The organism is Pseudomonas sp. N-1-13, from assembly GCF_057787095.1.
In genome coordinates, this window is record NZ_JBYNRI010000001.1 from 1034508 (window position 1) to 1047563 (window position 13056).

A 13056-nucleotide genomic window follows, 5' to 3' on the forward strand; every position below is an offset into this window, starting at 1 on the left:
TAGAACTTTTGCATCGACTGCCACATTGATGCCTGGCTTGAGCTGTTTGAACAGCTGAGCGAATCACCAAACTCCTTCCTCACCGCCATACAGCCGCAACGTCGCCCTCGGCTATACTCCCCAGCATTTCAAAATGCCCGAGGTTGTACTGTGAAGAACTGGACGTTGCGCCAACGCATCCTGGCGAGTTTTGCGGTGATCATCGCCATCATGCTGCTGATGGTGGTCGTCACGTATTCGCGGTTATTGAGGATCGAGGCCAGCGAAGAAAAAGTACGCGTCTACGCGGTGCCGGGGGTGTATTACAGTTCCATGATTCGCGGTGGCTGGGTCGACAGCTACGTCAAGACCCAGCAGATCGTCGGCCTCTCGGGCCAGCGGGAAATCACTGCCGAGGACAAGGCCCTCTACCAGGGCTACGAGCAGCATCTGCGCGAGAAAATCCAGCACTATCAAAAGCTGATCCAGGACCCTGCCGATCAAGTCTCCTTCGATGAATTCGAGGTCAATCATCAGGACTTCAACAAGGCCCTGGCGAAGGTTCTGGACCTGTATGAACGCAAGGATTTCGAAGGGGCACAGCTGGCGCTGGAGAAAGAGCTGACGCCGGCATGGCTCGACGGTCGCGGGCATTTGAACCAGATCATCGAACGCAACCGGGAGCTGGCGGAAAAAGCCGCCCTGACCATCAGTCAGTCGGTAACCGCCGCTGAAGTTGCCATGGGGCTGTCGTTTCTCGTGGCGGTGCTCATTGCCATGCTTTGTGGCCTGTTGTTGATGCGCGCGATCATGGCGCCGATGAACCGCATTGTGGAAATCCTCGGCATCATGCGCAGCGGCGACCTGAGCGGGCGCCTGAACCTTGCGCGTAAAGACGAGTTCGGTGCGGTGGAAACCGGCTTCAACGACATGATGGCCGAGCTGACATCGCTGGTGTCCCAGGCCCAGCGCTCTTCGGTGCAGGTCACCACCTCGGTCACCGAGATCGCCGCCACCTCCCGCGAGCAACAGGCCACGGCCACCGAAACCGCCGCTACCACTACGGAGATCGGCGCGACCTCTCGGGAAATTGCCGCCACGTCCCGGGATCTGGTGCGCACCATGACCGAAGTTTCCAGCGCCGCCGACCAGGCCTCGGTGGCGGCCGGTTCCGGCCAGCAAGGCCTGGCACGCATGGAAGAAACCATGCACTCGGTGATGGGCGCGGCGGATCTGGTGAACGCGAAGCTGGCGATCCTCAACGAGAAGGCCGGCAACATCAACCAGGTGGTGGTGACCATCGTCAAGGTGGCCGACCAGACCAACCTGTTGTCCCTCAATGCCGCCATCGAGGCCGAGAAGGCGGGAGAGTATGGCCGCGGTTTTGCCGTGGTCGCCACTGAGGTTCGGCGCCTGGCGGATCAGACAGCCGTGGCGACCTACGACATCGAGCAGATGGTGCGCGAGATCCAGTCCGCCGTATCCGCTGGAGTGATGGGCATGGACAAGTTTTCCGAAGAAGTGCGCCGTGGCATGGCCGAGGTGCAGCAGGTCGGCGAGCAACTGTCGCAGATCATCCATCAGGTACAGGCGCTGGCGCCGCGGGTGTTGATGGTCAATGAAGGTATGCAGGCCCAGGCCACCGGCGCCGAGCAGATCAACCATGCCCTGGTGCAATTGGGCGATGCCAGCAGTCAGACGGTGGAGTCCCTGCGCCAGGCCAGTTCTGCCATCGATGAACTGAGCCAGGTGGCCGTGGGGCTGCGCAGTGGCGTCTCGCGTTTCAAAGTCTGATGAGCGAGTTCGAGGCCAGACGTGGCGCCGTGTCGGCGGCCCGTCAGTCGTTGTTCCTGGTGTTTTGCATCGGCAACGAACGCTACGCCCTGCAAGCCATCGATGTGGTGGAAGTGCTGCCGCGCTTGCCCCTCAAACCGATTGCCCAGGCACCGTCCTGGGTGGCGGGGGTGTTTGCCTGGCGCGGCGCGGTGGTGCCCGTGATCGATCTGTGCACGCTGACCTTCGGTCAGAGCGCCCAGACGCGTACCAGTACGAGACTGGTGCTGGTGCATTACCGACCCGACGCGCAGCAGGCGGGGCAGGTTCTGGGGCTGATTCTGGAACAGGCCACCGACACCTTGCGTTGCGATCCGGCGGATTTCCGACCTTATGGCTTGGATAACCCACAGGCGCCGTATCTGGGCCCGGTGCGCGAAGACGCGCAAGGCCTGTTGCAATGGGTGCGGGTCAATGACCTGCTCGACGAGTCGGTCCGTGCCGTGCTGTTTCCCACGCCGCCCTTGAACTTCGATGACCTCGAGGGACGGGCATGAACAGCGACCAGCGGTTTTTCGATTTTCTCAAGGTGCGCATCGGCCTGGATGTCACCTCCGTCGGCACCGCCATCATCGAGCGGGCCGTGCGCCAGCGCATCATTGCCGTGCCTGGGCGTACGGCAGATGAGTACTGGCAATGCCTGCAACATTCTGCCCAGGAGCAACAGGCGCTGATCGAAGCGGTGATTGTCCCGGAGACCTGGTTCTTCCGTTATCCCGAGTCCTTCGCCACCCTCGCCAGGCTGGCCATCAAGCGCCTGGCCGAGATCAAGCACCTGCGTGCGCTGCGCATCCTCAGCTTGCCCTGCTCCACTGGCGAAGAGCCTTACTCCATTGCCATGGCCTTGCTCGACGCGGGCCTGGGACCGCATCAGTTCAAGGTGGACGCGCTGGACGTCAGTCCGCTGTCGATAGAACGTGCCAGGCAAGCGCTTTACGGCAGGAACTCGTTCCGTGGCGCCGACCTCGGCTTTCGCGAGCGATATTTCAGCGCCGAGGCAGAGGGGTATCGCCTCAGCGAGCGGGTGAGTGAACAGGTGCGTCTGCAAGTGGGCAACCTGCTGGATCCGACCTTGCTGGTGAACGAGGCCCCTTACGATTTTGTGTTCTGCCGCAATCTGCTGATCTATTTCGACCAGCCGACCCAGCAGCAGGTGTTCGAGGTGCTCAAGCGCCTGACCCACCAGGACGGCGTGCTGTTTATCGGCCCCGCCGAGGGCAGTTTGCTGGGGCGGTTGGGCATGCGTTCAATCGGGATTGCCCAGTCGTTTGCTTTCAGTCGCCAAGGTGCCCCGCAGCCACAGCCAGTGCCCGCCTTGATGTCGACGCCACTGCCGGCCCCGCTGCCGCTTGGCCAGGTCGCGCCTCGAGTCATTCCACCGGTGGTCCGGCCTCGGCCGTTCGCAGCCAGCGTGACCCCGATCACTGAGCCGAAAAACAGCGACGCCACTACCTTACTGGCCAATATCGCGGCGCTGGCCAATGCTGGCAAAAGCGCCGAAGCCCGTGCGGCCTGCCAGCAGTACCTGCGCAATCATGCGCCGGCGGCCCAAGTGTTCTACTGGCTGGGGCTGCTCAGTGACATGGCCGGTAGCGCGCTTGAGGCCCAGGGTTTTTATCGCAAGGCGCTCTATCTTGAACCGCAACACGCCGAGGCCCTGGTGCATCTGGCGGCGTTGCTGGCTTCCCAGGGAGACGCGGCCGGTGCCCGTCGATTGCAGGACCGCGCCGCTCGCAGCGGGCGCATGGCTGACAGTGAGCGTAAACAATGAGTGGTTCGGCTAATGACAACCTGACCCATGACGATGCCCAGGCCATCGACGATTGCTGGAATCGCATCGGGGTGCATGGCGATAAATCCTGTCCGTTGCTGGCCGAGCATATTCACTGCCGCAACTGCGCGGTGTATTCGGCGGCTGCCACCCGTTTGCTCGATCGCTACACCTTGCAGCACGACGACCGGGATCTGGCCCACGCGCCGCTGGACACCGATATCGTCACACGATCGCTGTTGATGTTCCGACTGGGCGAAGAGTGGCTGGGCCTGACCACCCGCAGTCTGGTGGAAGTGGCGCCGTTGCAGCCGATTCACTCGCTGCCCCACCAGCGCTCGCGGGCCTTGTTGGGCGTGGCGAATGTGCGCGGGGCCTTGGTGGCCTGCCTGTCGCTGGTGGAACTGTTGGACCTGGAACCCGGCGGGGCAGTGGTGGCCGGCGCGCGGGTCATGCCGCGCATGTTGATCGTCGCGGCCCAGGGCGGTCCGGTAGTGGTGCCGGTGGACGAGGTGGACGGCATTCACGCCATTGATGAGCGCGTCCTGGGCGCGGCCTCGCAATCGGCGGCCAAGTACACCCGTGGCGTATTGAAGTTCAAGGGCCGCAGCCTGCGCTGGCTGGACGAAGAACAATTGTTGTCCGCCATGACCCGGAGCCTGTCATGACCCCTGATCAAATGCGTGACGCCTCGTTGCTGGAGTTGTTCAGCCTGGAAGCCGAAGCCCAGACTCAGGTGCTCAGCGCCGGCCTGCTGGCCCTGGAACGCGACCCGACCCAGGCCGATTATCTTGAATCGTGCATGCGCGCGGCCCATTCCCTCAAGGGCGCGGCGCGGATCGTTGGCGTGAACGCCGGGGTCAGCGTGGCGCATGTCATGGAGGATTGCCTGGTCAGCGCCCAGGAGCGTCGCCTGGTCCTGCGCGCCGAGCACATCGACGCCTTGCTGCAAGGCACCGACCTGTTGACGCGAATTGCCACGCCAGGCAACAGCGTCGGAGCCCAGGACGTCGATGCGTATGTGGCGTTGATGGGGCAACTGCTCGATCCTGCCGCTGCGCAAGCGCCTGTCGTGTCGCCGCGAATCGAGATGCAAGCGGAGGCTTTTCGCGTTGAGCCGGCCGAGGCAGAACCGCTCGCGGCAACGGAACCGCTGCCCAAGGGGAAGCGGGTCACCGAAGGGGGCGAGCGGGTCTTGCGGGTCACCGCCGAGCGCCTCAATAGCCTGTTGGACCTGTCCAGTAAATCCTTGGTGGAAACCCAGCGCCTCAAGCCCTGGCTGGCGACGATGCAGCGGCTCAAGCGCCAACAGAGCAACGGCTTGCGGGCCTTGGAAGAGCTGAATGTGCACCTCAAGGAACATGCGTTGAGTTTGCAGGCCGAGGAAGCGCTCAACGACGCCCGCCGTTTGCTGGCCGAAACCCAGCAATTGCTGGCGCAGAAAACCGCGGAGATGGACGAGTTCGCCTGGCAGGCCGGTCAGCGAGCACAGGTGTTGTACGACACGGCGCTGGCCTGTCGCATGCGACCGTTTGCCGATGTGCTCTCCGGCCAGGCCCGGATGGTCCGTGACCTGGGGCGCAGCCTGGGCAAGCAGGTGCGCCTGGAGATTGAGGGTGATAAAACCCAGGTCGACCGCGACGTGCTGGAAAGACTCGAAGCGCCGCTGACCCATCTGCTGCGCAACGCCGTAGACCATGGCATCGAATCTCCGGAGCAACGGGTGCTGGCCGGCAAGCCCGCCGAAGGCCTGATCCGCTTGCGCGCCTCCCATCAGGCTGGCCTGCTGGTGCTGGAACTGGCGGACGACGGCGCCGGTGTGGACCTGGAACGGGTGCGGCGCAGCGTCGTCGAACGAGGGCTTTCCCCTGAGCAGACCGCAGCCAATTTGAGCGAAGAGGAACTGCTGACGTTCCTGTTCCTGCCCGGCTTCAGCCTGCGCGACACCGTCACTGAGGTGTCCGGGCGCGGCGTCGGCCTGGACGCCGTCCAGCATATGGTCCGGCAGTTGCGCGGCGCGGTGGTGCTGGAGCAGACAGCGGGCGAGGGCAGCCGCTTCCATCTTGAGGTGCCGCTGACGCTCTCAGTGGTGCGCAGCCTGGTGGTGGAAGTCGGCGGGGAAGCCTACGCCTTTCCCCTGGCTCACATCGAGCGCATGTGCGATCTCGCTCCTGAGGACATTGTGCAGGTCGAAGGGCGCCAGCACTTCTGGCACGAAGGGCGGCATGTCGGGCTGGTCGCCGCCAGTCAGTTGCTCAATCGTCCGGCATCACAGAACAGCAGCCAGGCGCTCAAGGTCGTGGTGATCCGTGAGCGCGAGGCCATCTACGGCGTGGCGGTCGAACGGTTCATCGGTGAGCGCACGCTGGTGGTCCTGCCCCTGGACGAACGCCTGGGCAAGATCCAGGACATCTCCGCCGGGGCCTTGCTGGACGATGGTTCGGTGGTGCTGATCGTCGATGTCGAAGACCTGCTGCGCTCGGTGGACAAGTTGCTCGACACCGGGCGCCTGGAACGCATCGCCCGCCAGAACCAGACGCAGACACCGCGCAAGCGGATCCTGGTGGTGGACGACTCCCTGACCGTGCGCGAGCTGCAACGCAAGCTGTTGCTCAATCGTGGTTATGACGTGGCGGTGGCCGTGGACGGCATGGACGGCTGGAACGCGCTGCGAGCGGAGGATTTCGACCTGCTGATCACCGACATCGACATGCCGCGCATGGACGGCATCGAGTTGGTGTCGCTGTTGCGGCGCGATAACCGTCTGCAGTCGCTGCCGGTGATGGTGGTGTCTTACAAGGATCGTGAAGAAGATCGTCGCCGTGGCCTGGATGCCGGCGCTGACTATTATCTAGCCAAGGCCAGTTTCCATGACGACGCCTTGCTCGATGCCGTCGTCGAATTGATCGGAGGAGCACGCGCTTGAAGATCGCCATCGTCAATGACATGCCCCTGGCGGTCGAAGCCCTGCGCCGTGCCCTGGCTTTCGAGCCGGCGCACCAATTGGTCTGGGTGGCCGCCAACGGTGCCGAGGCGGTTCAGCGTTGCGCCGAATACACCCCGGACCTGATTCTGATGGACCTGCTCATGCCCATCATGGATGGCGTGGAGGCGACCCGGCGGATCATGGCCGAAACCCCGTGCGCCATTGTGATTGTCACCGGTGACAGCCAGCAGAACGTTCACCGGGTGTTCGAAGCCATGGGGTATGGCGCGCTGGATGTGGTTGATACCCCTACCTTGGGGGTGGGCAACCCCGCGGATGCGGCGGCACCGCTGCTGCGCAAGATCACCAACATCGGCTGGCTGATCGGTGAGCGCAATCACCGTGAGCGCGCTGCACCGGCTGCGCAGCGGATGTCGGTGTCACGCAATAGCCTGGTTGCCATCGGGTCGTCGGCGGGTGGGCCGGCCGCGCTGGAGATCCTGCTCAAGGGCCTGCCCCGACATTTCGCCCCGGCCATTGTGCTGGTCCAGCATGTGGACGAGGTGTTTGCTGCGGGCATGGCCCAATGGCTGAGCAGTGCGTCAGGCCACCAGGTGCGCCTGGCCCGGCACGGCGAGCCGCCGCAAAGCGGTACGGTGCTGCTGGCCGGCACCAACCACCATCTGCGCCTATTGAAAAATGGCACCCTGGCCTACACCGCCGAGCCGGTCAACGAGATCTACCGGCCGTCCATCGACGTCTTTTTCGAGAGCGTCGCCCACTTCTGGAGCGGTGACGCGGTGGGCGTTTTGCTCACTGGCATGGGCCGCGACGGTGCCCAAGGGCTTAAACTCATGCGCCAGCAGGGCTATCTGACCATCGCCCAGGACCAGCAGAGCAGCGCGGTGTACGGCATGCCCAAAGCGGCCGCGGCCATCGACGCGGCTGCGCAGATTCTTGCGCTGGACCATATAGCGCCACGGTTAGTGGAGATTTTTACCCAATGAAGAACCCCGGCAGCCTTGTCCACCAGCCGTATTCAGGTGAGTTCCCATGAGTGATTTACAGCTCGACGATTTCAAGCGTGACGAGAACGCGGCCATGGTCTTGCTCGTCGACGACCAGGCGATGATCGGCGAGGCGGTGCGGCGCGGGCTGGCCAATGAAGAGAACATCGACGTTCACTTCTGCGCCGACCCACACCAGGCCATCGCCCATGCGGTCCGCATCAAGCCAACGGTGATCCTCCAGGACCTGGTGATGCCCGGTCTTGATGGCTTGAGCCTGGTGCGCGAATACCGTAACCATCCGGCGACCCGGGATATTCCGATCATTGTCCTGTCCACCAAGGAGGACCCGCTGGTCAAAAGCGCGGCGTTCGCCGCCGGGGCCAACGATTACCTGGTCAAGTTGCCGGACAACATCGAACTGGTGGCGCGCATTCGCTACCACTCGCGGTCCTACATGATGCTGCTGCAACGCGATGCGGCCTATCGCGCCCTGCGGGTCAGCCAGCAGCAACTGCTCGACACCAATCTGGTGCTGCAACGGCTGATGAATTCCGACGGTCTGACCGGGCTGTCCAACCGCCGGCACTTCGATGAATACCTGGAGCTGGAGTGGAGAAGGGCGCTGCGGGACCAGTCCCAGCTCTCGCTGTTGATGATCGACGTGGATTACTTCAAGTCCTTCAACGACAATTTCGGCCACCTGGAGGGGGACGAAGCCCTGCGCAAGGTCGCCACGGCGATCCGTGATGCGTGCAGTCGTCCGTCCGACCTGCCGGCCCGTTACGGCGGCGAGGAGTTCGCCCTGGTACTGCCCGGCACCTCGGCTGGCGGCGCGCGGTTGATGGCCGAAAAGCTGCGCCAGAGCGTCGTTGCCCTGAACATCCCCCACATCACGCCTCATGAGGGGGCGAACCTGACTGTCAGCGTTGGCGTCTCGACCTTCACGCCACAGCAAGGTGGCGATTGCCGCCAGCTGATTTCGGCGGCGGACAAAGGGCTGTACACGGCCAAGCACAATGGGCGTAATCGGGTGGGTATCGAGTAGTGCGTCCGGCCGGCTGGAGAGTTCTTGTGGCGAGGGAGCTTGCTCCCGCTGGGGCGCGTAGCGGCCCCGAAACCAGATAGCTCGGTGAGTCAGGTTGACTGAGCTGTGTTTTTTAGGGCTGCTGCGCAGCCCAGCGGGAGCAAGCTCCCTCGCCACAAGAATTGGTGTCCCTAAAGCCGCCAGGCGGGCTGCCGCTGGCGCTTGATTACGTTATACTCGCCGGCTTTCAAAAGTTCGCCAACGAGTGCTGCCCGCCATGGAAATCAACCCGATCCTGAACACCATCAAGGACCTGTCCGAGCGCTCCGAAACTATTCGGGGGTATCTTTGACTACGATCAAAAGCATGAGCGTCTGACCGAAGTCAATCGCGAGCTTGAAGATCCGAATGTCTGGAACAACCCGTCGTACGCCCAGGAACTGGGCCGCGAGCGCGCTGCGCTGGCGCAGATCGTCGAGACCCTGGATGAAATGTCCAGCGGCCTGGCCGACTGCCGCGACCTGTTGGACATGGCTGTCGAAGAAAACGATGAAGGTGCCGTCGGCGATGTCGTCGCCGAGCTGACACGCCTCGAGGAGGCGTTGGCCAAGCTGGAATTCCGGCGCATGTTCAGTGGCGAGATGGATGCCAACAACGCCTACCTGGACATCCAGGCCGGTTCCGGCGGCACCGAAGCCCAGGACTGGGCCAACATCCTGCTGCGCATGTACCTGCGCTGGGCCGACAAACGCGGCTTCGACGCGACCATCATGGAGCTGTCGGCCGGTGAGGTCGCCGGAATCAAGGGTGCCACCGTGCACATCAAGGGCGAATACGCCTTTGGCTGGCTGCGCACCGAGATCGGCGTGCATCGCCTGGTGCGCAAAAGCCCGTTTGACTCCGGTAACCGTCGTCACACGTCGTTCTCGGCGGTGTTCGTTTCGCCGGAAATCGATGACAACATCGAAATCGACATCAACCCGTCGGACCTGCGCATTGACACCTACCGTTCCTCCGGGGCCGGTGGCCAGCACGTTAACACCACCGACTCGGCCGTACGGATTACCCACGTACCGACCAACACCGTGGTCAGTTGCCAGAACGAACGCTCCCAGCACGCGAACAAAGACACCGCGATGAAAATGCTGCGGGCCCGTTTGTACGAGCAGGAAGTGCAGAAGCGCAACGCGGCGTCCCAGGCCCTGGAAGACACCAAGTCGGACATCGGCTGGGGTCACCAGATCCGTTCGTATGTACTTGACGCCTCGCGCATCAAGGACCTGCGCACCAGCATCGAACGCAGCGACTGTGACAAGGTGCTCGATGGCGACATCGACGAATACCTGATCGCCAGCCTCAAACAAGGGCTGTAACGCGACACCCATGCGGCGGGCAGGCGCGCTTCCACCCAGGAGCGAGGCCTGGCCGCAAACTCCGGCCCGGGGCCGGGGGCAACGAACCTGTGATGGAATCTTTAAAGACATGAGCGACCTAGAACTCGACCCGCAAGCCCTGCAACAGGAAGAAAACTCCCTGATCGCCCTGCGCAAGGAAAAGCTTGCTGCCGAGCGCGCCAAGGGCCAGGCCTTCCCCAACGACTTCCGCCGCGACGCCTACTGCGACGTCTTGCAGAAGCAGTATGCGGACAAGACCAAGGAAGAGCTGGCCGAGGCGGCGATTCCAGTCAAGGTGGCCGGTCGTATCATGCTCAACCGTGGTTCGTTCATGGTGATCCAGGACATGACCGGGCGCATCCAGGTCTACGTCAACCGCAAGACCCTGCCGGAAGAAACCCTGGCCGCCGTCAAGACCTGGGACCTGGGCGACATCATTGCCGCCGAAGGCACCCTGGCCCGTTCCGGCAAGGGCGACCTGTACGTCGAAATGACCAGCGTGCGCCTGCTGACCAAGTCCCTGCGCCCACTGCCGGACAAGCACCACGGCCTGACCGACACTGAGCAACGCTATCGTCAGCGTTACGTCGACCTGATCGTCAACGAAGACGTGCGCCAGACCTTCCGCGTGCGCTCGCAGGTCATCGCCCACATCCGCAGCTTCCTGATGAAGCGTGACTTCCTTGAAGTCGAAACGCCGATGCTGCAGACCATCCCCGGCGGTGCGGCGGCCAAGCCGTTCGAAACCCACCACAACGCTCTGGACATGGAAATGTTCCTGCGTATCGCGCCGGAGCTGTACCTCAAGCGCCTGGTGGTGGGTGGCTTCGAGAAAGTCTTCGAGATCAACCGCAACTTCCGTAACGAAGGCGTTTCGACCCGGCACAACCCCGAGTTCACCATGCTCGAGTTCTACCAGGCCTACGCCGACTACGAAGACAACATGGACCTGACCGAGGAGCTGTTCCGCGAACTGGCGCAGCTGGTGCTCGGGACCACCGACGTGCCGTACGGCGACAAGGTGTTCCATTTCGGCGAACCGTTCGTGCGCCTGTCGGTGTTCGACTCGATCCTCAAGTACAACCCGGACATCACCGCGGCCGACCTGCAGGACATCGAAAAGGCCCGCGCCATCGCCAAGAAGGCCGGCGCCAAGGTGCTCGGCTTCGAGGGTCTGGGCAAGCTGCAAGTGATGATTTTCGAAGAGTTGGTCGAGCACAAGCTGGAGCAGCCGCATTTCATCACCCAGTACCCGTTCGAAGTGTCGCCGCTGGCCCGTCGCAATGACGAGAACCCAAGCGTGACCGACCGTTTCGAGCTGTTCATTGGTGGTCGCGAAATCGCCAACGCCTACTCCGAGCTCAACGACGCAGAAGATCAGGCAGAGCGTTTCATGGCCCAGGTGGCCGACAAGGACGCCGGCGACGACGAGGCCATGCACTACGATGCCGACTTCGTTCGCGCCCTTGAGTACGGCATGCCGCCGACGGCCGGCGAAGGCATCGGCATCGATCGCCTGGTGATGTTGCTGACCAACTCACCGTCGATCCGGGATGTCATTCTTTTCCCGCACATGCGGCCCCAAGCGTAAGTGTTTCAATTAAAAAGCCGCCTCGAACAGGCGGCTTTTTATTGCCTGTCTGGTACAAACGTATCAATTGGTTAATTTTGAAATAGCGAGGAAAGACCTGTCGTGAATCGTGTAATGGCTCCAGAAGGTGCGGCGGGCGTCGCCACTGCTGTCGCTGAAAGTGTTCAGTACCAGGGTCGCAAGGCCAGCCGGCAGGGCAGTGAACAGCGTCGCCAGGAGATTCTCGATGCGGCCATGCGCATTGTGGTGCGTGATGGTGTGCGGGCGGTACGCCACCGCGCCGTGGCCGCCGAAGCGGGTGTGCCGCTGTCGGCCACGACTTATTATTTCAAGGACATCGATGACCTGTTGACCGATACCTTCGCCCAGTACGTGGAGCGCAGCGCGGCGTTCATGGCCAAGTTGTGGACCAACAATGAAGGCCTGCTGCGGGAGATGGTTGCCTACGGAGACGGCAGCGCCGAATCCCGCTCGCAGCTGGCGGACGACATCGCCCGGATGACCGCCGACTACGTGCAGCATCAATTGCACAGCCGGCGCGAATACCTGATGGCGGAACAGGCTTTTCGTCAGGAAGCGCTGCTCAACCCGCGCCTGGCGGAGCTGGTGCGCTCTCACCAGCAGATCCTGTTGCACGGCACTTGTCAGTTTTTCCAGGTTTTGGGCTCGCGTGAACCCCAGCAGGATGCCAAAGTGTTGACGGCGATTATCGGACGGATGGAATATCAAGGCTTGCTCAATGGCGCCGAGCCGGTAGCGGCAGAAGAAATGCTCGGCATCCTGACCCGCTACATGCATCTGGTATTGGCGTCGGTTTAGTTTTTCAGGAGCACCACATGTGGCGAGGGAGCTTGCTCCCGCTGGGCTGCGTAGCGGCCCCTTTTGTGAGCGCTGCGCACTCAAGCGGGAGCAAGCTCCCTCGCCACAAAGGCTCCTCACAAAGACTAGGCGCCGTATGCCATAGGGAGTTCAAATGAAAGCCTGGCGTGCCGTTGTAATGGCCGTGTCGTTGCTGCTGCTCAGTGGCTGCCTGGTGTCCTTCAAGGCGCCGTTGCCCGACAGCGAAGCCGCGCCCCAAGGGCTGGTCGGCCACTGGACCAGTACCAACGCCTGGGGCGAGCCGCTCAATCTGGAGTTGGTCGAAGTGGGCCCGCGCCGTTATCAAGCCGTCACCTACTTCAGGGCCAGGCCTCTGGAGCGCGAAGCCATCCCGGTGACCGTCTCCCGTCACGGCAGCCGCTGGTATCTGTCGGCCAAGGTGCCGGCCCGCTTTGGAGGGCATTTCGTGATCGCCGGTTTTGAACTGACCGACAAGCAGGAACTGGTGATCTACAACCTGGATATGGATCAGATCAACCAGGCCATCAGCCAGAAGATCCTCAGTGGCCAGCCGAACCAGAGCGAAGAAGGTGACGGCGTGCTGGTGGACAGCGACATGGGGACGGTTTTCCGTTACCTCGACGACCCGGCCAACTCCGATGTGTTCTCGGAGGCCGTGCGCTACCAGCGGCTGGTCAAATCCCAATAA

11 protein-coding genes are annotated in these 13056 nt (G+C 62.6%); all 11 read left to right on the forward strand.

All coding sequences use genetic code 11. From position 1 onward, the window contains the following. Window positions 1–150 precede the first annotated feature (150 nt). The 11 genes from AC3I65_RS04710 to AC3I65_RS04760 all read left to right on the forward strand — a co-directional run bounded on the left by AC3I65_RS04710 (window position 151) and on the right by AC3I65_RS04760 (window position 13056). A complete protein-coding gene (locus tag AC3I65_RS04710; RefSeq protein ID WP_488523505.1) occupies window positions 151–1773 on the forward strand; it encodes a methyl-accepting chemotaxis protein in 1623 nt (540 codons plus the stop codon). After that, complete coding sequence (locus tag AC3I65_RS04715) at window positions 1773–2309, forward strand: chemotaxis protein CheW (protein WP_076386210.1); 537 nt, start codon at window positions 1773–1775, stop codon at window positions 2307–2309. The genes AC3I65_RS04710 and AC3I65_RS04715 overlap by 1 nt, the downstream gene beginning before the upstream one ends. Further along, entirely contained in the window at window positions 2306–3583 is a 1278-nt protein-coding gene (locus tag AC3I65_RS04720; protein ID WP_188251281.1) for a CheR family methyltransferase, read from the forward strand. The genes AC3I65_RS04715 and AC3I65_RS04720 overlap by 4 nt, the downstream gene beginning before the upstream one ends. Beyond that, window positions 3580–4251: a chemotaxis protein CheW gene (locus tag AC3I65_RS04725; RefSeq protein ID WP_047227521.1), complete on the forward strand. Its 672-nt coding sequence runs from the start codon at window positions 3580–3582 to the stop codon at window positions 4249–4251. The genes AC3I65_RS04720 and AC3I65_RS04725 overlap by 4 nt, the downstream gene beginning before the upstream one ends. After that, window positions 4248–6509 (forward strand): hybrid sensor histidine kinase/response regulator, encoded by a 2262-nt coding sequence (locus AC3I65_RS04730; RefSeq protein ID WP_107321552.1) that lies wholly within the window; start codon window positions 4248–4250, stop codon window positions 6507–6509. The genes AC3I65_RS04725 and AC3I65_RS04730 overlap by 4 nt, the downstream gene beginning before the upstream one ends. After that, on the forward strand, window positions 6506–7516 hold the full coding sequence (cheB, locus tag AC3I65_RS04735) for a chemotaxis response regulator protein-glutamate methylesterase (protein WP_076386207.1): 1011 nt from the start codon (window positions 6506–6508) through the stop codon (window positions 7514–7516). Before AC3I65_RS04730 ends, cheB begins: the two co-directional genes overlap by 4 nt. A 46-nt stretch (window positions 7517–7562) precedes the next feature. Next, window positions 7563–8564 carry a diguanylate cyclase gene (locus AC3I65_RS04740; protein WP_076386206.1) on the forward strand — a complete coding sequence of 334 codons (1002 nt, stop codon included), beginning with the start codon at window positions 7563–7565 and terminating at the stop codon, window positions 8562–8564. 256 nt (window positions 8565–8820) lie between these two features. Further along, window positions 8821–9916, forward strand: a protein-coding gene (prfB, locus tag AC3I65_RS04745; protein ID WP_107321555.1) for a peptide chain release factor 2 whose coding sequence is annotated in 2 segments (ribosomal slippage) — window positions 8821–8892 and window positions 8894–9916 — 1095 coding nt in all. Because the reading frame shifts where the segments join, the coding sequence is not laid out codon by codon here. A gap of 109 nt (window positions 9917–10025) precedes the next feature. Continuing rightward, on the forward strand, window positions 10026–11528 hold the full coding sequence (gene lysS / locus AC3I65_RS04750) for a lysine--tRNA ligase (RefSeq protein ID WP_047227526.1): 1503 nt from the start codon (window positions 10026–10028) through the stop codon (window positions 11526–11528). A 102-nt stretch (window positions 11529–11630) separates the two neighbouring features. After that, on the forward strand, window positions 11631–12347 hold the full coding sequence (locus AC3I65_RS04755; protein WP_047227527.1) for a TetR/AcrR family transcriptional regulator: 717 nt from the start codon (window positions 11631–11633) through the stop codon (window positions 12345–12347). Between the two features lie 154 nt (window positions 12348–12501). Then, entirely contained in the window at window positions 12502–13056 is a 555-nt protein-coding gene (locus tag AC3I65_RS04760; RefSeq protein WP_076386205.1) for a hypothetical protein, read from the forward strand.

Excerpts from the sequence above, each read along its gene's own strand:
- AC3I65_RS04760 (WP_076386205.1), top strand. The coding sequence starts at position 12,502 with ATGAAAGCCTGGCGTGCCGTTGTAATGGCCGTGTCGTTGCTGCTGCTC.
- AC3I65_RS04725 (WP_047227521.1), top strand. The coding sequence starts at position 3,580 with ATGAGTGGTTCGGCTAATGACAACCTGACCCATGACGATGCCCAGGCC.
- AC3I65_RS04720 (WP_188251281.1), top strand. The coding sequence starts at position 2,306 with ATGAACAGCGACCAGCGGTTTTTCGATTTTCTCAAGGTGCGCATCGGC.
- AC3I65_RS04730 (WP_107321552.1), top strand. The coding sequence starts at position 4,248 with ATGACCCCTGATCAAATGCGTGACGCCTCGTTGCTGGAGTTGTTCAGC.
- AC3I65_RS04740 (WP_076386206.1), top strand. The coding sequence starts at position 7,563 with ATGAGTGATTTACAGCTCGACGATTTCAAGCGTGACGAGAACGCGGCC.
- AC3I65_RS04715 (WP_076386210.1), top strand. The coding sequence starts at position 1,773 with ATGAGCGAGTTCGAGGCCAGACGTGGCGCCGTGTCGGCGGCCCGTCAG.
- lysS (WP_047227526.1), top strand. The coding sequence starts at position 10,026 with ATGAGCGACCTAGAACTCGACCCGCAAGCCCTGCAACAGGAAGAAAAC.